Source organism: Altererythrobacter sp. KTW20L (genome assembly GCF_023501975.1).
Lineage (GTDB): Bacteria > Pseudomonadota > Alphaproteobacteria > Sphingomonadales > Sphingomonadaceae > Alteraurantiacibacter.
The window spans coordinates 84,947-110,450 of record NZ_JAMFLH010000012.1; the positions used below are offsets into that span (position 1 = coordinate 84,947).

Below are 25,504 nucleotides of genomic sequence, written 5' to 3' on the forward strand. Positions count from 1 at the left end.
CCTGTCTCCTAAATAAGCAATCGTGCGCGAAATCCTGTTCCGGTCAGTCCGCTGCCTGCGCGTCGATACGCGCCAGGCTTTCCACGCGGCCGAGAAGGGCCAGAACATCGAAAATCCCCGGTGAGGTGGTCTGCCCCGTCAATGCTGCGCGAAGCGGCTGTGCCAGCTTCCCCAAGCCGAGCCCGAGCCCCTCTGCATAGGCTTTCAGATTGGCCTCCAGCGCGGGGATTGTCCAGTCCGATTCATCCCGCAGGCGGGCGCTAATGGTTGCCAGACGGGCCCGTGCATCGCCATCGAGCAGGGCGGCGGCTTCGGGGGTCAGATCGAGCGGGCGCTGGCGGAACAGGAAGGTGGCGCCATCGGCCAGCTCGTTCATGTCACGCGCACGGGTCTTGAGTACGGGCATGGCCTGGGTCAGCAGGGCAACGTCCGCGCTTGGACCGATGCGCCGGGCGGCAATTTCCGCCAACCGCGCATCGTCCGCCGCGCGGATGTAGTGGCCGTTCATGTTGAGCAGCTTCTTCATGTCGAAGCGGCTTGGCCCCTTGTTGACATTGGCGATGTCGAACAGTGCGACCGCCTCGTCCCGGGTGAATTCTTCCTTGTCGCCGTGGCCCCAGCCAAGGCGCAGCAGGTAGTTGAACAGGGCTTCGGGCAGGATGCCCAGCTCGTCCCGATAGGCGTCCACGCCCAGCGCGCCGTGCCGCTTCGACAGCTTGGCGCCATCGTTGCCGTGGATCAGCGGGACGTGGGCATAGACCGGCTCCGGCCAGCCCATGCCGCGAATGATGACGAGCTGGCGGAAGGCGTTGTTGAGGTGGTCGTCGCCGCGGATCACATGGGTTACGCCCATGTCGTAATCGTCCACCACCACGGCCAGCATGTAGGTCGGCGTGCCGTCGGACCGCAGCAGGATGAAATCGTCGAGTTCGGCATTGCTGACTGTGACATCGCCCTGCACCTGGTCGGCGATCATGGTCTGGCCGGCCTTGGGGGACTTGATCCGCACGACATAGGGCTGGTCGGCGGGCCAGGTATCCGGTCCGGCATCGCGCCATTCGCTGTCGATGCGGAAGGGCTTGCGCTCGGCCTGGGCCTTTTCGCGGCGGGCGGCGAGTTCTTCCTGCGTTAGGTAGCAGCGGTAGGCGTGGCCGCTTTCCAGCAGGGCATAGGCCACTTCGGCATGGCGTGGGGTGCGCGCGGCCTGGAATACGGGCTCCTCGTCGCCGCCCAGGCCCAGCCAGTCGAGCCCGTCGAAGATCGCGGCAATGGCTGGTTCGGTGGAGCGGGCGCGGTCGGTATCTTCGATGCGGAGCAGGTACTTGCCGCCATTGTGGCGGGCATAGAGCCAGTTGAACAGCGCTGTGCGCGCGCCGCCAATGTGCAGGTAGCCGGTCGGCGACGGGGCGAAGCGCGTGACGACCTGACCGGCGCTCGGGCCTGCAATGCCAGGTGCTGATCCGCTGCGGCTTGCCATGGGTCTGAAATTCCTGTCCTGTCCACTTATGGCAACACGCCTGACGCCATTGGTCCCGCTGGGGGAGGAGACCGGTGATGCTGCACTGCGGCAATCGCCTTGGCGAAAGCGCGCCTCTTTGTCCAGCATGGCGGACGCGGCAGAACGATTTCTCGAGCAGGCCGGGTTTGATCGCGGACCATGGCTGGTGGTGGCGCTGGTTGCAGGAATTGCAGCATGGTTCGTGCTCGCCGATCCGATCTGGTGGGTAACAGCACTGGCAGGCGCACTGTTCGTGGGCCTGGGTGCGGTGGCGCTGTGGAAAGGGCGGGATGATCGCGGGCGGTTGATGGTCGCTTGCCTGTCACTGGCATTCGTCTTTGCCGCCGGGGTGGGCGTGATCTGGGCGAGATCCACCCTCGTGGGTGTGCCAGGGATCGAACGTCCATTTTACGGAGAGTTCGACGCGCGAATACTGGACCGCATCGAACAGCCAGCCGAAGCTCGAACCCGCCTGGTGCTGGCGATGCGCCACCCAGAAACGGGAGAGGCGATGCGGGTGCGTGTCAACCTGCCGATTGAGTCGGATGACCAGGAGTTCTCCACCGGAGCGGTGATCCGCCTGTCCGCCCGATTGATGCCCCCTGCGCCGCCCATGCTGCCGGGCAGCTACAACTTCGCCCGCACGGCCTGGTTCAACGGGCTGGCTGCAACAGGATCGGTGACAGACCAACCGGTCCTTATCCAGCCGAGTGAGGGCGAGCCGTTGCTGGCAGAGGCCCAGCGGCGGCTTTCGGCCCATGTGCGCAGCCAGGTTCAAGGGGCGGGCGGCTCGATCGCGGCAACACTGGCCAGCGGCGATCGCGGCGCAATCAGCGCAGCGGACGAGGACGCGATGCGTGATTCGGGATTGACCCACCTGCTGTCGATCAGCGGACTGCATGTCAGCGCGCTGATCGGCGCGACTTACCTGCTGACCTTGCGCCTGCTGGCTTTTTGGCCCTGGCTAGTCCTGCGGGTCCGCCTGCCGTTGCTCGCGGCGGTGATGGGTGCGGCGGCCGGGATCGGCTACACACTTTTGACGGGGGCCGAGGTGCCCACCGTACGTAGTTGTCTGGCCGCCCTGCTGGTGCTGGGCGCATTGGCCATGGGACGCGAGCCGCTGTCCCTGCGGATGGTGGCAGTGGCAGCCGTAGCAGTCTTGCTCCTGTGGCCCGAATCGCTGGCCGGGCCGAGCTTCCAGATGAGCTTTTCAGCAGTCATTGCCATCATCGCCCTGAGCGGGGCCGAACCTGTCCGACGGTTCCTTGCTCCGCGCGAGGAGAGCTTGCTGCACCGCTACGGGCGGCGCACTCTGGTGCTATTGCTGACAGGCTTCGTGATCGAAATGGCCCTGATGCCAACCGTGTTGTACCATTTCCATCGCGGCGGGTTCTATGGCGCCCTGGCCAATGTCGTGGGAATTCCACTGGTTACATTCATATCGATGCCGCTGATCGCGATCAGCCTGTTTCTCGACATCGTGGGCCTTGGGGGGCCAACCTGGTGGCTGGCCGGCAAGTCACTCGACCTGTTGCTCTGGATCGCCCACTTCACCGCCAGCCAGCCGGGCGCGGTGAAGCTCATGCCGCAGATGGGGCAGGGGACCTATGCGCTGTTCCTGTTCGGCGGACTCTGGCTGGCGTTGTGGAAGGGGCGCTCGCGGCTACTGGGTTTCGTCCCGGTTGCGCTGGGTTGTTTCCTGCTTGCCGCAACACCAGTGCCCGACATCCTAATTTCGAGCGACGGCCGCCATGTTGGCGTAACCGGGGAGGCCCCAGGCTTGCTGGTCCTGCGCGAGAGCCGCAGCAGTTATGTGACCGACAATCTGATGGAACTGGCCGGGGTGACAGGAGAGCAAGTCTCGCTGCAAAACTGGCCGGGTGCCGTCTGCAACCCCGATTTCTGCGTGCTGACACTCTACCGTGGAGGGCGTGACTGGCACGTGTTGATGAGCAGGAGCCGCGCCCTGGTGGCCGAGCGCGATCTGGCTGCCGCCTGCGAGCGGGTCGATATCGTGGTGTCCGAACGCTGGCTGCCGCAATCATGCCGACCCCGCTGGCTGAAGGCTGACCGGCGATACCTGGAGGAAAGCGGGGGTTTGGCTATCGTGCTGGATGGCCAAAGAATCGACAGCGTGGCCCATGAGCAGGGTAAACATGGCTGGTGGCGCGGGCGGGCGGGAGACTGATCCACCCGCCCGCGCAAACCGGATCAGTGGTAGCGGCGCAGCAGCCCGGCAAGCTTGCCTTGCACCACGACATCGCTTTCATCGTAGATCTGCGGATCATAAGCGCCGTTGGCCGGATCGAGGCGGATCTTGCCGTGTTCGTGCCGCAGGTACTTCAGAGTCGCTTCCTCGTTGCGGATCAGGGCGACCACGATCTCGCCGTCTCGGGCGGTATCGGTCTTCTTCACCAGGGCATAGTCGCCATCGAGGATACCGGCCTCGAGCATCGAATCGCCTGAAACTTCCAGCGCATAATGTTCGCCCGAGCCGAGCAGTGCGGCAGGAACGGGCATGGACTGGTGGCCTTCGAAAGCCTCGATCGGGGCACCGGCGGCAATGCGGCCGTGAAGCGGCACGTCGATTATGTCATTCGCAGGAGCAGGCACGGCGCGGGGCGGGGTGACCACGCCGCCGACCGCGTCATTGGCCGGGGCCGCCGCGCGTGATGCCGAAACGTCGTCAGGCTGTTTGAGCACTTCGAGGGCGCGGGCGCGATTGGCCAGGCGGCGGATGAAGCCGCGTTCTTCCAGCGCGGAAATCAGCCGGTGGACACCGGACTTGGACTTGAGATCAAGCGCATCCTTCATCTCCTCGAACGAGGGCGAGATGCCGCTTTCTTCCAGCCGACGATCGATGAACACCAGCAATTCGCGCTGTTTGGCGGTAAGCATGGGTATGTTCCCCTAATTGTCTTCCGTTCCAATACGGGAACGAACAAAGAACAATTATGAAACAGATTCGTTTAAGTCAAGCGATACCGCCATTTCGGAGCAGATAGACCGGCAGGAGGTCGCCCTTCCTGGCAGCCGGGGCACCGATCTCGCGGCGGATCAGTGCGTCGGCACCCGACAAGGCGACCTGTGCGCTGGAATCCTGCTGGCTGACCGGGCGTGCACCGTCATCTGCCAGCACCGCGCGGACGAATTCCGTGCGACCGCCGACTTCGGGCAATTCGCCCGCCAGTGGCAGGGTGATCGCGCGGGGCAGGGGGCGGGCCGCACCTGCCAGCGCACGCAGCAGCGGCAGGGCAAAGAGGAAAGCGGTGACGTGGCTCGACACCGGATTGCCGGGCAGGCCGAGCACGGTCGTCGCGCCCTTGCGCGCCACCATCAGCGGCTTGCCGGGCTTCATGGCGATGCGCCAGAAATCAAGGTCCGCGCCCCATGCCTCCAGCGCCGGGCGCATCAGGTCGTGGTCGCCGACCGATGCCCCGCCGCTGGTGATGATGACATCGGCATCGGAGAGCGATTCGAAGGCGGCGACCAACGCCTCCAGCTCGTCCCCAATCGGACCGGCCCGGCGCACATCTGCGGCAAAAGGTACGGCCATTGCGGCGAGCATTGCGCCGTTGCTGGCGGGAATCTGGTGGGGCAGGACATTTACCGGGTCTGCCGCCAGTTCATCGCCGCTGTCGATCACGCCTACCCGGGGCATCCGCCCGAACAGGGCAGAGCCGTGCCCCCCGGATATGGCCAGCGCGATACGTGCCGGGTCCATCGCCACGCCCTTTGCCAGCAGGATGTCTCCGCTCGAGAAATCGAACCCGGCACGGCGGATATGGCGGGGGGTGGGGCCGTCATCGCGGGCCATTTCCAGCCGGTTGCCTTCGCGCCTCACATTCTCTTGTAGGAGGACTGTGCAGGATTCCGGCGGCATGTGCGCGCCGGTGGAAATGCGGATGGCCTGGCCCGGCGCAAGGTTACCGGTAAAGGGATGGCCCGCCGCGCTCTCACCAACAACTTGCCACGGCCCAACACTATCGTCGGCCAGCATGGCATAACCATCCATCGCCGAAAGATCGGCGGCAGGCTGGGTGCGGCGGGCGGCAAGGTCCTGCGCCAGATAGCGCCTGCTGGCCGTGGCGACCGGCAGTTCCTCGGGCGGGAGCGGCACGACACCGGACAGCAGCCGCGCCTGGGCCTCGTCGAGCGGGATTGGCTGCGGCAGGCTCATTCCGCGCGCCAGTCCCCGCTCTTGCCGCCGGTCTTTTCGAGCAGGCGGACCTGTTCGATGACCATGCCCTTTTCCAGCGCCTTGGCCATGTCATAGACGGTGAGCAGCGCCATCGAGGCAGCGACAAGGGCTTCCATTTCCACCCCGGTCTTGCCCGATAGGGCGGCGCGGGCGGTCACGGCTATGCCATGGTCCTCGAATGCAAAGTCCACGCTCACCGTGTCGAGCGCCAGCGGATGGCACAGCGGGATGAGGTCGCCGGTTTTCTTGGCGGCCATGATCCCGGCGATGCGGGCGGCGGCCAGGACATCGCCCTTGGGGCCGGAACCGTCGCGCACGGCGGCAAGTGTGTCAGGTGCCATGCGGATGAAGCCTGCGGCCGTGGCGCTGCGCCGGGTGGCGTTCTTGCCGCCGACATCGACCATGCGGGCGGCGCCGTGTTCATCGAGATGTGTCAGTTTGCTCATGCCCCGCCCATGCCAGAACGGCGGGCGATTGGACAGACTGTGCGGGCGATCAGCCCTGGAGAAGCTTCCGCGTGGCCTCGGCGACATCGTCCTGCCGCATCAGGCTTTCGCCCACCAGGAAGGTGCGCACGCCTGCTTCCGCCAGCACGAGGCAGTCGGTATGGCTGTTGATCCCGCTTTCGCCCACCAGCAGGGTGCCTTCGGGCGCGAGCGGGGCGAGGCGGGTGGTCGTGCCCAGGTCGGTGACGAATGTGCGCAGGTCGCGGTTGTTGACCCCGATGAGGCGGGACTTGAGGCGCGCCGCGCGCTCCATCTCGGCCTCGTCGTGGACTTCGACCAGCACGTCCATCCCGCGCTCCAGCGCTGCCGCCTCGATCTCGGCCATTTCGCTGTCCTGCAGCGCGGCGACAATGATGAGGATGGCATCGGCCCCGATGGCGCGAGCTTCGGCCACCTGCCATGGATCGACCATGAAATCCTTGCGCAGAACCGGCAGGTCGCAGGCGGCGCGGGCATCCATCAGGTAGTCCTCGTGTCCCTGGAAATAGGGCGCATCGGTGAGGACCGACAGGCAGGCGGCGCCGCCTTGCTGGTATGCCAGGGCATGTTCGGCGGGGCGGAAATCCGGGCGGATCAGGCCCTTGGAAGGACTGGCCTTCTTGATTTCGGCGATGAGGGCAAATCCGCTGGCTGCCCTGGCACGCAGGGCCGCCTCGAACCCGCGCGGGGCGGTTTGCGTGGCGGCGGCGCGATCGAGATCGTCCAGCGTGGCAAGGGCCTTGCGGTCCGCCACTTCGAGGCGCTTGGTGGCGCAGATTTCGATCAGCTTGTTGCTCATTTCGTGGCTGTCACCCAGCAATCGAGCAGGGCTTTGGCCAGGCCCTTGTCGATCGCTTCGGCCGCTTCCTCGGCACCTTCGGCCCAGTTGGTCGCCTCGCCCGCCACGATCAGCGCGCCTGCTGCATTGAGCAGCACGGCATCGCGATAGGCACCGCGCTCACCATCGAGCAGGCGGCGGAGCGCTGCGGCGTTGAAAGCGGGATCGCCGCCGCGGATCGCTTCCAGCGGATGGCGTTGCAGGCCGGCATCCTCGGGCGAAACCTCCTCGCCGATACCGTCGAGCCCGATGGTCGCCACCCGCGACGGACCGGCGATGGACAGCTCGTCCAGCCCTTCCATGCCCGCCACGATCATCACCCGCTCCATGCCCAGCAGCTTCATCGCATCGCGGTAGATCGGCACATAGTCCGGGCTGGCGATGCCGATGAGTTGGCGGTTCACCCCGGCGGGGTTTGCAATGGGGCCCAGCAGGTTGAAGATCGTGCGGCGACCGATGGCCCGGCGGATCGGCATGACCCATTTGAGTGCGGGATGATGCGCCTGGGCAAACAGGAAGGCGATGCCGAGGTCGGGCAGGGTCTGTTCGGCCAGCTCTCCCGCCTTCACCAGGTCGAGGCCGAGTGCTTCGAGCGTATCGGCCGCACCGGCCTTGGAACTCGCAGCGCGGTTGCCGTGCTTGGCCACAGGCACCCCGCAGGCCGCCACGACCAGCGCCACGGCGGTGGAGATGTTGAGGCTGTGCTGCCCGTCTCCGCCAGTGCCGCAGACGTCGATGGCATTGGGAGGCGCGGCAATGCGGATCATCCGTTCGCGCATGGCCTTGGCCGCCCCGGCGATTTCCTGCGCGGTCTCGCCGCGTTCCGTCAGCGTAATCAACAGGTCGCGGATTTCGTCTTCCGCCATGCCGCCATCCAGCATGCGAGCGAACAGCGCCTCGGCTTCGGAAAACGACAGGCTCATGCCACAGCCCTTTCGGGCACCTTCGTCTCGATCCCGCAGATCTTGAGGAAGTTCGCCAGCAGGGCGTGGCCGTGTTCGGTGGCGATGCTTTCCGGATGGAACTGCACGCCGTGGATAGGCAGGTCGCGGTGGCGGAAGCCCATCACGGCGGTGCCATCGAGGCCCGGTGTCTCGCTGCTGGCGTTGACCACCAGGCAATAGGGAATCTGTTCCACGATCAGTGAGTGATAGCGGGTTGCGGTATAGGGCGAGGGCAGGCCGGCAAACACGCCGGTGCCATCGTGATCGACCGGTGAAGTCTTGCCGTGCATCAGTCCGCCGCGCACGACCTTGCCGCCGAAATGCTGGCCGATCGACTGGTGGCCTAGGCACACGCCGAGCAAGGGCATTTTCGCTTCCGCGCAGGCGGCCACCAGATCGAGGCAGATGCCCGCATCGTTGGGCGTGCAAGGTCCGGGCGAAAGCAACACGCCCGCAGGCTGCATGGCCATTGCCTCGGCCACGGTGAGGGCATCGTTGCGCACCACTTTCACCTCGGCCCCCAGTTCCATCACGTAATGGACCAGGTTGAAAGTGAAGCTGTCATAGTTGTCGATGACAAGGATGAAGGGTTGGGCGATCATGGCGCTGCTCACTGGCCGAAACCGGCTTCACCCGCAACCCGCGCGGCTTCGCGGGCGGCGGCGACCAGGGCGCTGGCCTTGTGGCGGCATTCGGCCGCTTCGTATTCCGGCACGGAATCAGCCACGATCCCGGCACCTGCCTGGACGTGCATGACCCCGTCCTTGACGACGGCGGTGCGCAAAACGATGCAGCTATCAACCGAGCCATCGGGCGCGAAATAGCCGACGCCGCCGGCGTAAGGCCCGCGCGTTTCCGGTTCGAGTTCGGCAATCACTTCGCAGGCCCGCACCTTGGGCGCCCCGCTGACCGTGCCGGCCGGGAAGCCGGCGAACAGCGCGTCAATCGCATCCTTGCCGGCCGCCAGCTTGCCCACGACGTTACTGACGATGTGCATCACGTGGCTGTAGCGTTCCACCGTGAAGCTGGCAGTGACGTTGACCGATCCGGCAGACGCCACGCGGCCGACATCGTTGCGGCCAAGGTCCAGCAGCATCAGGTGTTCTGCGCATTCCTTCGGATCATCGAGCAGGCTGCGCTCGTTCTCGCGGTCCTCTTCGTCCGTTTTGCCGCGAGGGCGGGTACCGGCGATGGGCCGGATCGTCACCTCGCGCTCCCCTTTGCCATCGGGACGGACGCGGACGAGAATCTCGGGGCTGGACCCCACCACGGCAAAGCCCGGAAGGTCGAGGAAATAGAGGAACGGCGAGGGGTTTACCCGCCGCAGCGCGCGGTAAAGATCGAACGGCGGTAGCGGGAAGGGGCAGGTGAAGCGCTGGGCCAGCACCACCTGGAAAATGTCGCCTGCGGTTATGTAGTCTTTCGCCTTAAGCACCATGGCCTCGTAATCCGCCGGGTCCATCACGGCGTTGAGGTCCATTTCCGGCAAGTCGTTGGCGCGCTGCTGTGGCGGGACTGCATGGCCCAGCTTGCGCAAGGCCTCGTCGATCCGCTCGCCCGCGCGCTCGATCGCACGGTCGGCATCGCTGCCATCCGCCCACAGAGGCGCGATACAGAACAGGCTGTCAGTCAGGTTGTCGAACACCAGCACCAGGGTGGGGCGGGCGAACAGCATGTCGGGCAGGGCGAGTTCGCTCTGCGGGGCGCGCGGCAGCCTCTCGACAAGGCCGATGGTCTCATAACCGAAATAGCCGACCAGGCAGGCCAGAGCTGATGGCAGGGCCTTGGGCACGTCAATCCTGCAGGCTTCGGCCAGGTTGCGCAACTCTTCCAGGCTGTTGCCCGCCAGCGGCTCGAACGCATCGCGATCGTGCTGCCACTTGCGGTTGACCTCGCACGTAGCGCCGGTGGCGCGGAACATCAGGTCGGGATCGATCCCGAGCAGCGAATGGCGCCCGCGAACTTCGCCGCCTTCCACTGATTCGAGCAGGAAATCACCGCGTCCAGGCTCGATCAGCTTGAGTGCCGCACCGACCGGCGTTTCTGTGTCAGCCACCAGCTTGCGCCAGACAAGCGCGTGCCTGCCCGCGGCCAGGCTGGCGCGGGCTTCGGCGGCGTTCTCGGGCGCGGAAGCAAGGATTGCGACGACGGTCAGCGGACTGTTCCTAGCGGGTCCGCCCGGTCAGCTGGGCCGCTACAGCGTCCACCGCCACCTGGTTGATGTCGATGTCCACTTCGCTGCGCACTGCCGAGACGAATTGCGCGGTGTATTCCTCGGGGACGAACGGCAGGAGCTGGCTCGCCGTGGTGGCAACCAGGGGGTCGTCGGCTTCCACTTCTGGCGCGGTCACCTCGTTCAGGGCCAACAGGTACCAGGCCTCCGACTCGGGCGTTTCCAGCGTCTTGGTCGTGCCCGAAGCCATCGAGAAGAACAGGGCAACCGGGCGGGTGATCTGCCCGGTGCGCTCCACTTCGGCGCGGTTGAGGACAAGCGCGGCCGGTGCGGGCAGGGAAACCTGCTCGGCGGCTACGGCCTGGGCCAGGGTTGACCCGGCGTCGATCCGGGCCAGGATCCGCTCGGCTGCTGCACCGGCTGCCTTCATGCCTTCATCGCGGCGCCATGCCGTCACCACCTGGTCGCGGATTTCGGCCAGCGGCGCCACGGCAGAAGCGGTGATATCGGCTACGTCGAACACGATGAAGCTTTCGCCCGCCACAGCCTCGGCCAGCTGTGGTTCGCCCTCGTCCATTTCGAAGGCCACGGCTAGCACCGGGGCTATGGCTTCCGGGGCCGGCTCCGGCGTTCCGTAAACCTGTCCTGCGGCCGTGATCGGCCGGGTGGACAAAAGTTCCACGCCCAGCTCGCCCGCTACATCGGCAAGGCTGCGCCCTTCGGCGAACTGGTCCTCGATAGAGCCGATTGCCTCGCTCAGCGCTGCGCGGCGCAATTCGGCCCCGAGGGCCTCGGTAATCTCCGGGGTTGCCTGTGCCAGGGTGCGGGCAGGCTGGCGGTCAATGTTATCGACCCGCAACACATACCAGCCAAGGCCGCCCTGTGCGGGGGCGGTCACGGCGCCTTCATTGGCAGCGAAGGCAGCAGTGGCCACGGCCGCGCTCGCCTGGCGGCCAAGGTCGGCCTCGGTCGTTGCGGGAATATTGGTGGTAACCAGACCCTTGCTGCGGGCAGAGGCTTCCATGGTCATGCCGCCGCGCACTTCTTCCACGATAGCCTGTGCAGCCGCCTGGGTGGGGGCGACAAGCTGGGTAAAGCTGCGGCTTTCGCGCGCGGCATAAAGCTCGGCATCACGCTCGTACCGCTCGGCGATCTGGTCCGGCGTGGGGGTTGACCGGGCACCGAAGGCATCTTCACCGAACACGGCATAGCGCACAACGCGGCGTTCAGGGCGGATATAGTCGTCGCGGTTGGCGTCGAAATAGGCCTGCAGCTGCGCGTTGCTTGGCGCGCCAGTTGGGGCAAACCTGCTGGCGAGCAGTTCCGCCACTTCACCCCGGCGGGTTTCGAGGCGCAGCCGGGTATAGCGTGCGGCAACCGACTGCGGCATGCGAGGGACAAGTTGCACAGGGCCAGCCATCTGGCGCGCAAACAGGCCCATGGCCAGATCGTCGCGGAACATGTCCTCACTGATACCCTGCTGGCGCAGGACGGCGCGGAACGCCTCGGTATCGAATTCCCCGGTGATCGTCCGCATATTGGCCATGCCAACGATCTCGCTGTCCACCAGCCGGCTGCCCGCGCGCAGGCCGAAACGTTGGCCCAGGTCGGCCAGGGCAGTGCGGCTGATCATCTCCTCCAGCACATCGGCCAGACCGCCGTTGGCGATGAAGGCTTCCATCGTCAGCGTGGGATTCTGCTGGCGGACATTGTTAAGGACATCGCTGGTGCGGGACGACAGGTCGATCGCGTCGATCCGCGTATCCCCAACCACCGCTACCCGGTCGCCCCCGGCCACACCGCCGAAAGTACCGGTGTTGGCCACATCCGAGCTGGCAAAGGCGAAGGCGATCAGGCCAAGGAATGCCAGCGTGATGGCGACACCAACCTTCGACTGGAAGAATCTGCGGAAGAACTGGATCATGGTGAAGCGGGTTCTCGAAATAGGGGTGTGCCACTATGCCCGAAGAGGGCGCAGCCGCGGTTCAGGATGGCGTCAGCGACCGCGCTTTATCGCCCCTGCGGCGCGCCCGCAACAGGTGATGGCTGATTGTCGCTTCACCGGGGACCGGCGGCAAAAGCGGCTTTGACAAGCGGGACAGGGCGCTTTAGCGGGCAAGGACATTTCCGCGCTGCGCGGGATATCCCCCTCGCAATTCGTTTTTATTGGATGTTGTCAGGTAACATGATGGCCGTGCGCCCCTACATTGTCGGTAACTGGAAGATGCACGGAACCCGTGCGATGCTGTCGGAGGCGCGGGCGATCGACCGTGCGGCCGAACGGCTGATGAAGGTGGAAGTGGCCCTGGCGCCGCCCTTCACCCTGATCCACGCCACCCGCAAGGAAGCCGGCCTGATCGGCGTCGGCTCGCAGGATTGCCATGCTGCCGAAGGTGGCGCGCATACCGGTGATATCTCTGCCGCGATGCTCAAGGATTCGGGCGCCGGTTTCGTGATTGTCGGCCACTCGGAACGCCGCGCCGACCACGGCGAGAAGGATGCCGATGTCAGGGCCAAGGCCGAATCGGTCCTGGCTGTCGGCATGAGCGTGATCGTCTGCGTGGGCGAGACCGAGGAACAGCGCGATGCGGGCAAGGCTGAAAGCGTTGTCGCCCGCCAGCTCAAGGGCTCGCTGCCTGCTGGTGACGGCGCTGCCGAAAAGCTGACCGTAGCTTACGAGCCGGTCTGGGCCATCGGCACCGGCCGCACCCCCACGGTGGACGATGTCAGTGCGATGCACCGTTCGATCCGCCAGGTGCTGGTGGACCTGTTCGGCGACGAAGCCGGTGCCAAAGTGCGCATCCTCTATGGCGGTTCGGTCAAGGCCGAAAACGCTGCCGAGCTGCTCGCGGCCGACGATGTGGGCGGGGCGCTGGTAGGCGGAGCGAGTCTTACCGCTGAAGCCTTCCTCGGCATCATCGCCGTGGCAGCGGAGATGCAGGAAAACTGATCGGCCTTGCGCAAACCCGGGGCAACCTTGCCTCGGGCGCGCGCAGTCCCTAGATAGTCGCTTCAATTTGCCGGATAATACCACATGAGCCTTTTCCTCTTCCTGACCGTCGTCCAGGCCATCGTCGCTTTTGCGCTGGTGGTCGTCGTGCTGATGCAGCGCTCGGAAGGTGGCGGACTGGGAATTGGTGGTGGCGGCAGCCCTGGCGGCCTGATGTCCGCACGCGGCGCGGCGGATTTCTTGACCCGCACCACAAAGTGGCTCGCCGTCCTGTTCGTCGGCCTGTCGATTGCCCTGGCCGCCGTGGCAATCGGGGCAACGTCCGGCCGGTCGATCGATGACAGCCTCGATCGCACGGTCGTTCCGGCATCGCAGCCGGTCGAAGGTGTCGGCGCTGCTCCGGCAGAACAGGCCCCGGCCGATGATGGCGCGCTGAGCGGCGTAGCCGAGTAACTCCACCCATAAATTCCGCAGTCCGATCCTGCCGCGATGCGGGATCGGTGGATCAATCGTGAATATCGGCAATTCGTGGCTTGCCACGAATCCGGTTTGGACCCTACGGCTCTAATCCCATGGCGCGGTACATATTCATCACCGGCGGCGTGGTCTCATCGCTTGGCAAGGGACTGATGGCAGCGAGCCTCGCTGCCCTCCTCCAGGCGCGTGGCTACAAAGTCCGCATCCGGAAGTTCGATCCCTATCTCAATGTCGATCCCGGCACGATGAGTCCGTACCAGCACGGCGAGGTCTATGTGACCGACGACGGTGCCGAGACCGACCTCGACCTGGGCCATTACGAACGCTTCACCGGCGTATCCGCGCGGCAGAGCGACAACATCACCTCGGGCCGGGTTTATCGCGACATCATCACGCGTGAGCGCCGCGGGGATTACCTCGGCGCCACGGTCCAGGTGATCCCGCACGTGACCGATGCAATCAAGCAGTTCGCGCTGGACGACCAGGGCGACCACGATTTCATCCTGTGCGAGATAGGCGGAACGGTCGGCGATATCGAGAGCTTGCCGTTCATCGAAGCGATCCGCCAGTTGCGCAACGACTTGCCGGCCGACCACTCCTGCCTGATCCACGTCACGCTAGTGCCCTACATTAGCGCAGCGGGTGAGCTGAAGACCAAGCCCACGCAGCACTCGGTGCGCGAACTGACCAGCCTTGGCGTGCAGCCCAACCTGCTCTTGTGTCGCTGCGAACATCCCTTGCCCGAGACCGAGCGCGCCAAGATCGCGCTGTTCTGCAACGTGCGCAAGGAAGCGGTGATCCAGGCGCTTGATGCCTCCAGCATCTATGCCGTACCGCTGCAATATCACGGCGAGGGTCTCGATGCCGAGGTGCTGCGCCATTTCGGCATGCTCGACCAGTCGCGCGCGCCCGACCTGTCGGTATGGGACGACATCACCGATCGCTACGAGAACCCCGAGGGCGAAGTGACAATCGGTGTTGTCGGCAAATATGTCGGCCTGCTCGACGCCTACAAGAGCCTGAACGAGGCGCTGGTCCACGGCGGCATGGCCAACCGGGTCAAGGTGCGGATCCGCTGGATCGACGCCGAGATATTCGAGTTGCCGGATAACGACATCGCCGCCCATCTAGAACCGATGCACGGGATACTGGTGCCTGGCGGCTTCGGCACGCGCGGATCGGAAGGCAAGATCGCCAGTGTCCGGTTCGCGCGGGAACGCGGGGTACCGTTCTTCGGCATTTGCCTCGGTATGCAGATGGCCTGCATCGAAGGGGCGCGCAACACGGCAGGCATTGCCGACGCCTCCTCGACCGAATTTGGCGCGACGAACGAGCCGGTGGTTGGCATCATCACCGAATGGATGAGCGCTGAAGGCTTGCAGCAGCGGTCGGCCGATACCGACCTTGGAGGCACGATGCGGCTCGGCGCCTACGACGCGGTGCTGTCGGGCAACAGCCATGTCTCGCAGATCTACGGCGGGGCGACGCTGATTTCCGAACGTCACCGCCATCGCTACGAGGTCAATTCGGCCTACAAGGAGCCGCTCGAACAGGGCGGCCTGGTATTCTCCGGGATGTCACCCGATGGTCTGCTGCCCGAGATTGTCGAGCGGCCTGATCATCCCTGGTTCGTCGGTGTGCAGTTCCATCCGGAATTGAAGAGCAAGCCGTTCGATCCGCATCCGCTATTCGCCGGTTTCATCGCTGCTGCCGTGAAGCAGTCACGCCTCGTCTGACTGGTTTGGGTGCGGCTCGTACCGTTGGTTAATATGGGCCCTAAAGCGTAGGAAAAATCCCTTGCTTTCCCGACGGCGCTCCGACTAACGATGATGTAAGTTAAGGTGCGGCGACGCTGTCATTCCACCCAGGACTTGTCGGGACTGGTAGCCCTTCTCTGCGACCCGAAGGGCCGTCATCCAGGCTTGTCGGCGCTCTGCGTCGAGGGGACGGCACCGGCAACGGTGCCGTCCCCATTAACGCCCGTGCCTGGTGCAGGCTCAAGCCGCGTCGGCCGATTTCTCGTCAGCCTCGTCCTTCACCACTTCCAGCTTGGTCTGGCCGCCAATGGCAATCTTGCGCGGCTTCATGGCTTCGGGCACTTCGCGCACCAGGTCGATCACAAGCAGGCCATCGGCAAGGTCTGCGTTCTGTACGCGAACATAGTCGGCCAGTTCGAAGCGCCGTTCGAAGCCGCGGTTGGCGATGCCCACGTGGAGCAGCTCGCCATCGGCTTCCTCGTCGCGCTTGCGGCCCTGGACGACCAGCATGTTGGCCTGGGCGGTGATATCGAGATCGCCTGCGCGGAACCCCGCCACGGCCAGCGTGATGCGGTATTCGTCGGCGCTGCGTCGCTCGATATTGAAGGGGGGGTAGTTGTCGCCGGCCTGGCCGCGGGCCTGCTTTTCCAGCAGGTCGAACAACCGGTCAAAGCCCACGGTGGAGCGGCGATAAGGGGTAAGGTCAACTCGGTTCATGTCTCACAAATCCTCATTTGAGCAATTTGACACCTGGCCGGGCCCAATTCTGGCGCCCCGCCGTTGACCTGTTGCACCTCGTGCAGCAGGTGCAATTCAGATAGGTTGTCGGCTTGCCCTGTCAAGGTTTGGCAATTTGGCTACAAGTCATTAAAAAAGAAGGATTTCTACACGTGAGCACTGCGAAAGTCGAAATCTACACCAAGATGTTCTGCGGCTATTGCACCCGCGCCAAGAGCCTGTTGGACGCAAAGGGCGTGGATTATACCGAATTCGACATCACCATGGGGGGGCCGGACAAGCGCGAGATGCTTGAACGCAAGCCCGATGCGCGCACCGTGCCGCAGATCTTCATCAACGACCAGGCGATAGGCGGGTCGGACGATCTTGCCCGGCTCGAGCGCGAAGGCAAACTCGACGCTTTGCTCGGCCTCTAGTGGCAACAATGCGCATCGCCGTTCTTCAGATGACCAGCGGGATCGATCCCGCCGCCAATGCCGCGACCATCGTGGATGCCGTGGCGCGGGCGGGGGAGGGCGGGGCGCAGGTGCTGTTCACACCCGAGACGAGCGGCTTGCTCGATCGCGACCGGACGCGCGGGGCCAGGCATATCGTTCTGCCCGAGGATAGTCCCGTGCTCGCCGCCACGCGCGAGGCGGCGGCGCGTCATGGCGTGGCCGTGGCGCTCGGGTCGCTGGCCGTGGCGCGGGAGGACGGGCGATGGGCCAACCGCAGCTTAATGATCGGGACAGATGGCTCAGTGCTGGCTACCTACGACAAGATCCACATGTTCGACGTTGCACTGGAGAATGGAGAGAGCTGGCGCGAAAGCGCGGCCTATGCTCCTGGTGACCAGGTGGTGGCTGTGGACCTCCCGGGGTTCGGCAGGCTGGGACTTGCCATCTGCTACGACATCCGTTTTCCAGCTCTTTTTGAGGAGCTTGGCCGCCTTTCCTGCGATGTTATCGCTATTCCCGCCGCCTTCACGCGACCGACCGGAGCAGCCCATTGGCACCTGTTGCAGCGCGCCCGCGCGGTAGAGGCCAGCGCCTATGTCGTGGCCGCGGCGCAGGTCGGGCGGCACGAGGACGGACGCGAGACCTATGGCCACTCACTGGTAGTCGATCCCTGGGGTGAAGTGCTGCTCGACATGGGCGGCGACGAGCCGGGGCTGGGCTTTGCCGAACTCGAAATGGAGCGCATTGCGGCCGTTCGCCGCCAGTTGCCCAGCCTTGCCAACCGCCGCGAAGTGCCTAAGTCGGCGCGATCATGATTGTGTTCGATCTCGCCTGCGCCAATGGACACCGCTTCGAAGGCTGGTTTGCCTCGTCGGAGGACTTTGCGCAGCAGAAGGATCGCGACCTCGTCGCCTGTCCGCAGTGCGATTGCATCGATGTGGAAAAGGCGCCCATGGCACCGGCCGTGCCACGCAAGGGTAACCGTTCGGTCGAACGCCCCTTGGCTGCCCGGCAAGCACCGCCGGTCCAGGGTGTCAGCAATGCCCCGATGCCACCCGAAGTTGCCCAGGCCCTGGCCAAGCTTGCCGAGGTCCAGGCCCGCGCCCTGAAGGACAGCACCTGGGTCGGCAAGAAATTCGCCGACGATGCGCGGGCCATGCATTACGGCGAGCAGGATGCCGCTCCGATCCACGGCGAAGCGACACCAGCCGAGGCCCAGCGCCTGCTCGACGAAGGCATCGAGATCGCCCCGCTGCCGTTCCCCGTCGCCCCGCCCAAGGCGCTCAACTGATCGCCGCGAGGCAGTTGCGCCCGCCAAGCCGTCCGACTAAAGCCACCGGCGCGCACCCGTAGCTCAGCAGGATAGAGCATCGGATTCCTAATCCGGGGGCCACAGGTTCGAATCCTGTCGGGTGCACCACTGCCGAACAGATGCGAGAACTGCAGGTGATGCGTCGCTGGGCCTATCGACGGCGCTCCCTGACAGATGGCTTTCGATCGGCTGACACTCTTCATCATCTTCCCTTACGGCCACCTAAGTGAGCAGGAGCCGTGCGTAGAACTGAGGCAGGTCAGGTGAGCCATTCTGGAGTCGATCACGCAGCACAACAGCGAGCAGTTCCACCTTCAACGTGGTGATGACCGACTGGCGCTGGCTGAGGACAGAAGTTTCAGCGCCCAATTCGTCGCGACGAAACCTCAGACTGACCATGCGCTTGCGAAGGTTGGCGTCGGTGGTATCCATCAGGCCCTCGAGAATTGCGCGCTTCTGCCGCAATCTGTCCCTACTCAACCCCGATGTAGAACAGTTGCTTCAAGGGACAGAAACGGCCGCGACAAGCAGGATGAAGGTGAGGAAGGCCAGACCGCTTATCTGTCCACGCAAAAATCCACCTTCCATTGCGCCAGTTTCCTGGGCCAGCCATCTCGAGCCTTTATGGACTGTCGCCACGATCTGGTCAGCCGCCAGACTTCGGGTCCTGGCCAGATGCTTGGGGACGGCGCGGAGCGGGCTGAGTTGGCGTGCCAACCAGCGTGCAACGGGCAGGGGGTCTGCTTCGTCGAGCGTTCCGACCGGCCAGCGGTTCGCAGCCATGACTCCGATCAGGCCCATGCCTAGCACAACCGGCCACAGCGCGGACCAGACTGCCGCCAGTCGAAGCGGGTAGTCGGGCGCGAGGGTGCTCCATTCGCTCCACAGCCACCAGGGCATGACCAAGGCTGCCAGGGCCAGCCCCACGGTCGGCAGTACCACGAGCATCGTCGGACGACCGCCCCCGGAAGCCTTGGCTTTCCCGGCGCTGGCGGAAAGACGGTGCACAAACCAGCCGAGCAGCAATGTCGTCGTGGCGGCAGAGATGGTCAACGCGAATTCCGCCAATGACCCGAGACCGCTCTTTGCCATCGCCTTGGCCAGTCCGCCTCCTGTCAGCGGCCCACCCGCGACCGAAAGTGCGACCAACACAACCAGCACCAGGGCCGCGTTCCGCCAGCGCCCGGTCGAGAGCGCGACGAGCGCGACGCTCAGGAACAGCGCGCCTTTGGCCAGGCCGTGGTGGAATGCGTAAAATGCGGCGGGCGCCATGTCCGAGCCATCTGCCTGGGTTGCCGCACCGACCAGCGCGATCACCAGCCCCATCTGACTGATGGTCGAATAGGCGAGGATGGCCTTGGGAGCGCGCACTCGCAGCCCCGTCAATGCTGCGACAAATGCGGTGCCAAGGCCGATCACCAGCAACACCGATCCCGCCATGGTGGCGAGCGGCACGAACATCATCATTCCGATGATCCCCGCCTTGACGATAGCGCCGGACAACACGGCCGAGGCAGGAGTCGGGGCGGCAGGATGGGCCAGCGGCAACCACAGGTGCAGCGGCATCAACCCTGCCTTGATCCCGAACCCTGCGATCAGCAGCACCGTTGCCACTCCGCCGAGCGGGGCGGACAGGAGCGCCGCGCGAATGTCTGAAATCAGCAGCCCGTTGGCAGAAGCCGCGCCGATCACGAAGGCGGCCAGGAGACAGACTTCGCCGACAATCGCCAGCGCGGCATAGACCCGCCCCGCACGCAGCGCTGCCGGCGTTCCCTCGTGGACGACAAGGAAATAGGCCGATAGCGAGACGGCAGCAAAGGCGACGTAGAAGGTCACCACGTCCTGCGCCAGAAACACTCCGAGATTGCCCGCCAGCGTCAGGCACCAGAACCCGCTGAACACCGCCGGTTTGCGCGTCCCGGCCATCGAGCCCTGAGCATGAAGCGCCGCCGCGAACCACAAGGCTGCAGTCATCCCCAGCAGCAGTGCAGCGGGCCGCCCGGCGGCCAGCATCACGCCGAGCAGCAAATTGGGCGCCAGCGTCAGGCCCTCCACTCCGGTAAGGGCAAGCCACAGGGCGGGCAGCGGCGCGAGCGGCAGCAGCCGCAAGGCGTGCGGACGGATCGCAGGCAGCGATGCCAACACCCCCAACAGCAGGGGCCAGATCAGTGCCACCAGCGGCAGCAGCGGGCCGCTCGCCCAGATCATCGCAGATATTCCCGTTCGGCGATCAGCGTCGCCCAACCCAGCGGGCTGAATGTCGCCGCCGCCAGCAGGCCAACCGCCACCGATGCGAAGGCGGTGATCACCGCAGGCGCAATCAGGCCCAGCGGGCGTTCTGTCGGAGCATCTCCAGCCGTGATCGCTGCTCCTGGTTCGAGAAACCAGATGCGATAGACCAGCGGCAGGAAATAGGCGGCGTTGAGCAAGGTCGAGGCGGCAAGCACCGCGATCACCCACGGTGCCCCGGCCTGCACCGCCCCGATGCCGAGATAGATCTTGGTTATGAACCCGGCCGTGGGCGGCAGGCCGACCATCCCGATCGCGCCCAGCGAGAAGCACACCGATGCCCAGGGCATACGCGCGCCGATGCCATCCAGTTGATCGACCCGGGTAATGCCCGCCCGCTCGTCAAAGATTCCGGCGCAGAAGAACAGGGTGATCTTCATCAACCCCTGGTGGACCAGATGCGCCAGCCCGCCGATCACTGCAAAGGGTGATGCCAGCGCGATCCCAAGCACGATATACGACACCTGGCTGACGGTGGAGAAGGCCAGCCGCTTCTTGATTTCGGTCTGTTGCAAGGCGCGCGCCGAACCCCACAGGATGGTGACCGATGCAAGCAGCGCCAAAGGCAAGGCAAGCCCAAGCTCGGCCATCAGATCAAGCCCGAATACGTCGAGCACAATCCGCATCACCCCGAAGGCCCCCGCCTTGACCACTGCCACGGCATGGAGCAGCGCGCTGACCGGTGCGGGCGCGGCCATTGCGGCGGGTAGCCAGCCGTGCAGCGGCACCAGCGCAGCCTTGGCCCCCAGTCCGGCGATGAACAGCGCAAAGATGATCCTCAGGCTGGTATCGTCGAGTTGCCGCAGATCGGCTGGCATGGCGAATTCGACCGGGCCCACCGTGCTTTCCAGCCATACTATGGCGATCAGCAGCAGCGCGCTGGCGGGCAGGGCATAGGTCAGATAGCTGCGGCCTGCCGCGATCGACTTGGCGTCCTGTTTGTGGACCACCAGCGGCCAGGTCGAGAGCGTCAGCAATTCAAAGAAGATGAAGAACGAGATCAGCGTGCCCGACAGCGCGATCCCTGTCGTGGCCGCCACGCACAGGCTGAAGAAGCCGAAAAAGCGCGACAGGTCGGGTTTGTTGCCAAGATAGGCGATGGCGTAGATCGTGGTCAGCAGCCACAGGAACGCCGACAGCGAAACGAACAGCAGCGACAGTGCATCGACACGCAGCAACAGGTATAGCCCCGGAGCAAACTCCAGACGCGTTTCGTAGATCGTGCCTTGCACCACTTGGATGAGCATGAACGCGATCAACCCCAACTTGAGCACTGCCCCGCCCAGATTGAGCAGGTTGCGCAAGCGATGGCTTTCTTGTGGCAGGAAGAAGGTAGCGGTCGCTGCAACCAGCGAGGTCAGCAGGAGCAGGACTGGCAGCGCGGCGTTCATTCCAGGCCCTCGACCGCGCTCGCCGGGCGCCCGATCTGGATCAGGCTGAACGGAGTCTGCGATGCCAGGCCGAGCGTGATCGCGGCGAGCGCAAGCAGCAGCGGAACCAACTGCAGCCGGCGCGAAACCGGGGCGAAAGTCGGCGTGTCAGCTTTGGCAAAGGCCAGCGCGAGCGGTCGGTAGAGATAGGCTGCCGACAGCAGTCCCCCGACAACCAGCACCGCCCCCCAAACCACCTGCCCCGAGGCAAAAGCGGAGGTCAGCATCAGGTATTTCGCGGTAAAGCCACCCGAAGGTGGTAGCCCGACCAGCGATACGGCGGCCAATGCAAAGGCAAACGCGGTCATCGGCGTGGCTGTCGCCAGCCCGCGCATGCCATCCAGTCGATCGTGCCCCACCGCGATGATCCACACCCCTGCGCACAGGAACATCGCTGCCTTGGCCAGTCCGTGGCTGAGCGCCTGGAACACGGCCCCGGTCCACGCACCTGCCGCCCAGGGCTGCGCGAATGAATCGCCCCCTGCCAGCGGAAACACCAGGAAAAGATAGCCGATCTGCGCCACGGTCGAATAGGCGACAATCAGCTTGAGCCGGCTTTGGCGCAGCGCCAGAACGGATCCGAACAGCACCGCAGCGGCACCTAGCGCGCCGAGCAGCGTCAGCAAAACGGGCGAGGCCAGTTCGGGCAGGGCTTCGAACCACAACCGGATGAGGATCAGGAACGAAGCCTTGGGCACCAGCGCCGAAAGCATCGCCGAAGCCGGGGCAGGCGCACCCGAATGGGCGGGCGGGAGCCAGGCGTGAAAGGGGAACAGCGCCGTCTTCACTGCCAGCCCGGCAGTTATCAGGCCCGCCGCGATCAGATCCGCCGCAGCGGTTCCGCCAGAACGCCCGGAGCCGATCCCCTGGGCTGCCAGCAGCGTCAGGTCGAGCGTTCCGTGCCCGGCATAGAGCAGCGCGACCCCGAGCAGGTAAGCGAGCGATCCTGCCAGCGCGAACATCATGTAGCGCAGCCCCGCCGCAAGCGAGCCGGCCTTGCCCTCGATCGCCACCAGGGCCACCGCCGCGACGGTAAGCAGTTCGAGCGCGACGTAGAGATTGAACAGATCGCGCGACAGGAAGGCCACGTTCAGCGCGCTCCACAAGAGCAGGGCGAGAGGCCAGAAGGCCCATTGGCTGCGCGTCTCCCCGGAACCGGCCCGAGCGGCAAATTGCGGCCGCGCGCTGACCAGCACCGCCGCCATCACTGTCGCCACCATGGACAGGAAGGCCAGTCCAAGCCCGTCGAGGCGCAAGGTGATCCCCAGCGGGGCATTCCAGCCGCCAATGCTCAGGGAGAGCACGCCTTGCCGGACCAGGGCGGGCACCAGCACCACCAGCGCGGTAGCGATCCCTGCCACACCCAGCAGCGCGATCAGCGCCCCGCGCCGGGGCACCACCACCGCGAGCAGTGCCGCAAGCAGCGGCACTGCTACCAGTGCGACAAGGGCGAGCGAGAGGATCATTCGGGCGGGTCTTCGTGTGATGACGGGTGCGGACCCCCATCAATCGTATCGGCGTCTTCAGGAAGGCAGGCCTTTCCGCTGATCCGCACATAGGCCAGCACCAGACCGACGCCGAGCGCGGTAGCCGCCAGCGCGACCACGATGCCGGTGATGATCAGCGCCTGCGGCACCGGGTCGGTGGCCCCTGTTGGCGTACGCGCGGCAGTCGCTCCGAACAGCAGGAAAATGCCCGATCCGATGACATTGAACGCCAGCAGGCGGCGCAGCAGGTGCACCTGCGTGACGAAGCCGTAGAGCCCCAGGCCGATCAGCGCCGCGCCGCATAGCCCGAATATCGTTGCAGAGGTGATCATAACGGGGCGATCATGGCGAAGGATCCGGAGTACCGAGCACCAGCAGCGCCAGCGTGGCAGCGATCGACAGGGTCAATGCAGCTTCGATGGTAAGGATCAGCGGCTTGGCATAGGTGGGCGGCAAGCCGAGAAATGTGCCCGCCATCGCGCCGGCGATTCCGATGCCGAGGAACACCAGCGGCCCGGCGACCAACACTGCCCGCAGTCCAACCGAAACCATGCGCGGGACGGGCATCAGCCCGGCCATCATGATCAGCAGCCAGACCGCCGCAAGCACGGTTCCGCCCTGGAAGGCACCGCCCGGATAGGAGGAGCCGGCCCAGACCAGATAGACCCCAAGCAGCAGTCCGAAGGGTGGCAAAAGCCGTCCGAAAGTGGCCATCACCCCGCCTGGGCGCGCATGTTGGCGCAACCCTGCGCGGCGGCCCCAGTCACGATCGCGCGCCAGTGACCACAGCCCGACCAATGCCGCCAACAGCACCACACTTTCGAGCAACGTGTCCCAGCCGCGGAAATTGATCAGCACCGCGGTCACCGGGTTGGCGGATCCCGATACAGCCAGGTTATCCGCCACCGCATCACGCAGGCCGGTGGAGTCCGGCAGCGACAGAAAGGCCCAGCCAAGCACGCCGCTGATTGAGCCTGCCACGACCATGCTCGCAAGCCGGGCGCCTGCGGGCGGTCTGCGCATTTCGTCGCTTGTGTTGTTCCCGGCAGGCGTAGTGACCCTTGAGAGCCGGGCAACGGCCCCGATCAGCAGAACTCCGGTCAGTCCGGCGCCGAGCGCGGCCTCGGTCAGTGCCACATCGATCGCCCCCAGCCGCAACCATGCGATGGCGACGAACACGCCATAGACAATGAAGAACACCACCGCCCCGAACAGATCGCGCACGGTGATCGCGAACAGTCCGGCCCCCAGGATCAGGGCGGCCAGGATCAGGTCGAAGCCGAGGGCTGATATTCCGGTCAAGGGTCACCCCGCAGAGTGCTTTCCGCCGGGTCATGTGCATCGGCCGAACGTTCTGCGGATTGCTCGCCGCTTTGCCAGGCAGAGCGGGCGACAAGCTGCGCGGTTGTGCCCGCAGCCACAAGCGCCAGGGCCCAGACAAGCGCCAGTTTGCCAAGTGTCAGCAAGTCGGGTGCCTGGAACGCCAGCCCCAGGATCAGCAGGCCAAGCCCGACATTGTCTGCCTTGGTCAGCGCGTGCAACCGGCTGAGCGTGTCGGGAAAGCGGATGATCCCCGCAGTCCCGGCAAAAAAGAACAGCATTCCTGTGCCCGTAAGCACTATCGTCAGCGCGTCAGCCAGCATCGGCTGCTCGTACACTCGGGCGCCGCGCGCCGTCAGACAAGCCGGCTACCTCTTCCTCGGGCCCTTCCTCGGGATCCCCGCTGCCGTCGCTGCTCTGTGCCTTCACAAAAGCAATTGCAGCGAAGGCGGCGAGCAGCGCCAGAACCAGCGCCACATCAACCATCGCCCAGTCGGTTGCCGCCGCCAGCAGCAGAACCGTGCCGACGCCTCCCGTGCCGACCAGTTGCGCCGCCATCATCCGGTCGGCTGCCTGTGGCCCGCGCCAGATGCGCCACATCGCGCCCGCGAGGCTGAGCAGGAGCAAAGCTCCCAGCGCGAGCAGCCAGGCAGTCATGTAACGCCTCCGCTGGTCCTTGCCCGGTTGATCGTTCCCCGGACGCGGCGCTCCTCCTCCCGCACGGCAGCTTCGATATCATGATCGAGATCGAGCACATGGACCAGCAGGTGATCACCGTCGCATCCCGCAGCAAGCGTCCCGGGCATCAGCGACAATTCACCGCCAAGCGCCACCCGGCCGCCCTCGGGAAGAGCGACGGCGATCCGGAGTCTGCCCGGCCGGATCGGGAGCTGCGGGTGGAAGGCACGCCGTGCGACGTCGATCCCGCCGATGAGCGATTGCCAGACAAATCGCGGGAACAAGGCGGCAAGGGGGCCAAACCGCAGCGGCACACCACCCGGCAACAGGAAGAGGCTGAGCCAGGTTGCGAGTGGTACGATGATCGCGCCGACAACCAGCGCCTCTCCGCCACCCCCCGCGAGCACGAGCCAGATCACCGCGAGGGGAACGCCGCGTCGCGCGGCCCGTCCTATCCGCGAGCTGTCAAATGTCAGTCCACCGCTCATGC

26 protein-coding genes and 1 tRNA gene are annotated in these 25,504 nt (G+C 65.3%); 8 read left to right on the top strand and 19 right to left on the bottom strand.

Annotation, left to right across the window (positions count from 1 at the left end; translation table 11 throughout):
* Positions 1-43: 43 nt before the first annotated feature.
* Complete coding sequence (gene gltX, locus M3P36_RS12870) at positions 44-1,477, bottom strand: glutamate--tRNA ligase (RefSeq protein ID WP_249704092.1); 1,434 nt, start codon at positions 1,475-1,477, stop codon at positions 44-46.
* A 28-nt stretch (positions 1,478-1,505) separates the two neighbouring features.
* Between gltX and M3P36_RS12875 the strand changes: the two genes are divergently transcribed.
* Positions 1,506-3,686, top strand: a complete 2,181-nt coding sequence (locus M3P36_RS12875) for a ComEC/Rec2 family competence protein (RefSeq protein ID WP_249704093.1) — start codon at positions 1,506-1,508, stop codon at positions 3,684-3,686.
* 23 nt (positions 3,687-3,709) lie between these two features.
* Here the strand turns inward: M3P36_RS12875 and lexA are convergent, their stop codons facing one another.
* The 8 genes from lexA to M3P36_RS12915 all read right to left on the bottom strand — a co-directional run bounded on the left by lexA (position 3,710) and on the right by M3P36_RS12915 (position 12,063).
* Positions 3,710-4,396, bottom strand: coding sequence for a transcriptional repressor LexA (lexA, locus tag M3P36_RS12880; RefSeq protein ID WP_249704094.1), 687 nt, complete (start codon positions 4,394-4,396; stop codon positions 3,710-3,712).
* A gap of 76 nt (positions 4,397-4,472) precedes the next feature.
* Positions 4,473-5,678 (bottom strand): molybdopterin molybdotransferase MoeA, encoded by a 1,206-nt coding sequence (locus tag M3P36_RS12885; protein ID WP_249704095.1) that lies wholly within the window; start codon positions 5,676-5,678, stop codon positions 4,473-4,475.
* Entirely contained in the window at positions 5,675-6,145 is a 471-nt protein-coding gene (gene moaC / locus M3P36_RS12890; RefSeq protein ID WP_249704096.1) for a cyclic pyranopterin monophosphate synthase MoaC, read from the bottom strand. Before moaC ends, M3P36_RS12885 begins: the two co-directional genes overlap by 4 nt.
* A gap of 49 nt (positions 6,146-6,194) precedes the next feature.
* Positions 6,195-6,983, bottom strand: coding sequence for an indole-3-glycerol phosphate synthase TrpC (gene trpC / locus M3P36_RS12895; protein WP_249704097.1), 789 nt, complete (start codon positions 6,981-6,983; stop codon positions 6,195-6,197).
* Positions 6,980-7,945 carry an anthranilate phosphoribosyltransferase gene (trpD, locus tag M3P36_RS12900; RefSeq protein WP_249704098.1) on the bottom strand — a complete coding sequence of 322 codons (966 nt, stop codon included), beginning with the start codon at positions 7,943-7,945 and terminating at the stop codon, positions 6,980-6,982. The genes trpC and trpD overlap by 4 nt, the downstream gene beginning before the upstream one ends.
* Positions 7,942-8,568 carry an anthranilate synthase component II gene (locus M3P36_RS12905; RefSeq protein WP_249704099.1) on the bottom strand — a complete coding sequence of 209 codons (627 nt, stop codon included), beginning with the start codon at positions 8,566-8,568 and terminating at the stop codon, positions 7,942-7,944. Before M3P36_RS12905 ends, trpD begins: the two co-directional genes overlap by 4 nt.
* Positions 8,569-8,576: 8 nt before the next feature.
* The gene (gene trpE / locus M3P36_RS12910; protein ID WP_249704149.1) at positions 8,577-10,061 is read right to left on the bottom strand and encodes an anthranilate synthase component I; all 1,485 of its coding nucleotides are present in this window, start codon (positions 10,059-10,061) and stop codon (positions 8,577-8,579) included.
* A 70-nt stretch (positions 10,062-10,131) separates the two neighbouring features.
* Complete coding sequence (locus M3P36_RS12915; protein ID WP_249704100.1) at positions 10,132-12,063, bottom strand: peptidylprolyl isomerase; 1,932 nt, start codon at positions 12,061-12,063, stop codon at positions 10,132-10,134.
* 264 nt (positions 12,064-12,327) lie between these two features.
* Here M3P36_RS12915 and tpiA point away from each other — a divergent pair, with 264 nt between their 5' ends.
* The 3 genes from tpiA to pyrG all read left to right on the top strand — a co-directional run bounded on the left by tpiA (position 12,328) and on the right by pyrG (position 15,302).
* Positions 12,328-13,089 (top strand): triose-phosphate isomerase, encoded by a 762-nt coding sequence (tpiA, locus tag M3P36_RS12920; protein ID WP_249704150.1) that lies wholly within the window; start codon positions 12,328-12,330, stop codon positions 13,087-13,089.
* A gap of 84 nt (positions 13,090-13,173) precedes the next feature.
* Entirely contained in the window at positions 13,174-13,542 is a 369-nt protein-coding gene (gene secG / locus M3P36_RS12925; protein WP_249704101.1) for a preprotein translocase subunit SecG, read from the top strand.
* A gap of 119 nt (positions 13,543-13,661) precedes the next feature.
* Positions 13,662-15,302, top strand: a complete 1,641-nt coding sequence (gene pyrG, locus M3P36_RS12930) for a CTP synthase (protein WP_249704102.1) — start codon at positions 13,662-13,664, stop codon at positions 15,300-15,302.
* 261 nt (positions 15,303-15,563) lie between these two features.
* Here pyrG and M3P36_RS12935 read toward each other — a convergent pair whose 3' ends face one another.
* Positions 15,564-16,040 carry an Hsp20 family protein gene (locus tag M3P36_RS12935; protein WP_249704103.1) on the bottom strand — a complete coding sequence of 159 codons (477 nt, stop codon included), beginning with the start codon at positions 16,038-16,040 and terminating at the stop codon, positions 15,564-15,566.
* Between the two features lie 173 nt (positions 16,041-16,213).
* Here M3P36_RS12935 and grxC point away from each other — a divergent pair, with 173 nt between their 5' ends.
* The 4 genes from grxC to M3P36_RS12955 all read left to right on the top strand — a co-directional run bounded on the left by grxC (position 16,214) and on the right by M3P36_RS12955 (position 17,918).
* The gene (grxC, locus tag M3P36_RS12940; protein ID WP_349630574.1) at positions 16,214-16,477 is read left to right on the top strand and encodes a glutaredoxin 3; all 264 of its coding nucleotides are present in this window, start codon (positions 16,214-16,216) and stop codon (positions 16,475-16,477) included.
* Positions 16,478-16,485: 8 nt separating this feature from the next.
* Entirely contained in the window at positions 16,486-17,313 is an 828-nt protein-coding gene (locus M3P36_RS12945; RefSeq protein WP_249704104.1) for a carbon-nitrogen hydrolase family protein, read from the top strand.
* Entirely contained in the window at positions 17,310-17,789 is a 480-nt protein-coding gene (locus M3P36_RS12950; protein WP_249704105.1) for a DUF1178 family protein, read from the top strand. The genes M3P36_RS12945 and M3P36_RS12950 overlap by 4 nt, the downstream gene beginning before the upstream one ends.
* Before the next feature lie 52 nt (positions 17,790-17,841).
* A tRNA-Arg gene (locus tag M3P36_RS12955) sits at positions 17,842-17,918 on the top strand.
* A gap of 114 nt (positions 17,919-18,032) precedes the next feature.
* Here M3P36_RS12955 and M3P36_RS12960 read toward each other — a convergent pair.
* From M3P36_RS12960 to M3P36_RS13000, 9 genes are all read right to left on the bottom strand, one after another.
* Positions 18,033-18,242: a hypothetical protein gene (locus tag M3P36_RS12960; protein ID WP_249704106.1), complete on the bottom strand. Its 210-nt coding sequence runs from the start codon at positions 18,240-18,242 to the stop codon at positions 18,033-18,035.
* A 69-nt stretch (positions 18,243-18,311) separates the two neighbouring features.
* Positions 18,312-20,018, bottom strand: a complete 1,707-nt coding sequence (locus M3P36_RS12965; protein ID WP_249704107.1) for a complex I subunit 5 family protein — start codon at positions 20,016-20,018, stop codon at positions 18,312-18,314.
* Positions 20,015-21,490 (bottom strand): proton-conducting transporter transmembrane domain-containing protein, encoded by a 1,476-nt coding sequence (locus M3P36_RS12970; protein WP_249704108.1) that lies wholly within the window; start codon positions 21,488-21,490, stop codon positions 20,015-20,017. The genes M3P36_RS12965 and M3P36_RS12970 overlap by 4 nt, the downstream gene beginning before the upstream one ends.
* Positions 21,487-22,995 carry a complex I subunit 5 family protein gene (locus M3P36_RS12975; RefSeq protein WP_249704109.1) on the bottom strand — a complete coding sequence of 503 codons (1,509 nt, stop codon included), beginning with the start codon at positions 22,993-22,995 and terminating at the stop codon, positions 21,487-21,489. Before M3P36_RS12975 ends, M3P36_RS12970 begins: the two co-directional genes overlap by 4 nt.
* Positions 22,992-23,348 (bottom strand): NADH-quinone oxidoreductase subunit K, encoded by a 357-nt coding sequence (locus tag M3P36_RS12980; protein ID WP_249704110.1) that lies wholly within the window; start codon positions 23,346-23,348, stop codon positions 22,992-22,994. The genes M3P36_RS12975 and M3P36_RS12980 overlap by 4 nt, the downstream gene beginning before the upstream one ends.
* A 10-nt stretch (positions 23,349-23,358) precedes the next feature.
* A complete protein-coding gene (locus M3P36_RS12985) occupies positions 23,359-24,318 on the bottom strand; it encodes a hydrogenase subunit MbhD domain-containing protein (protein ID WP_249704111.1) in 960 nt (319 codons plus the stop codon).
* Positions 24,315-24,659: a monovalent cation/H(+) antiporter subunit G gene (locus tag M3P36_RS12990; RefSeq protein ID WP_249704112.1), complete on the bottom strand. Its 345-nt coding sequence runs from the start codon at positions 24,657-24,659 to the stop codon at positions 24,315-24,317. The genes M3P36_RS12985 and M3P36_RS12990 overlap by 4 nt, the downstream gene beginning before the upstream one ends.
* Positions 24,649-24,993 (bottom strand): MrpF/PhaF family protein, encoded by a 345-nt coding sequence (locus M3P36_RS12995; RefSeq protein ID WP_249704113.1) that lies wholly within the window; start codon positions 24,991-24,993, stop codon positions 24,649-24,651. Before M3P36_RS12995 ends, M3P36_RS12990 begins: the two co-directional genes overlap by 11 nt.
* Positions 24,990-25,502, bottom strand: coding sequence for a Na+/H+ antiporter subunit E (locus M3P36_RS13000; RefSeq protein ID WP_249704114.1), 513 nt, complete (start codon positions 25,500-25,502; stop codon positions 24,990-24,992). The genes M3P36_RS12995 and M3P36_RS13000 overlap by 4 nt, the downstream gene beginning before the upstream one ends.
* Positions 25,503-25,504 lie beyond the last annotated feature (2 nt).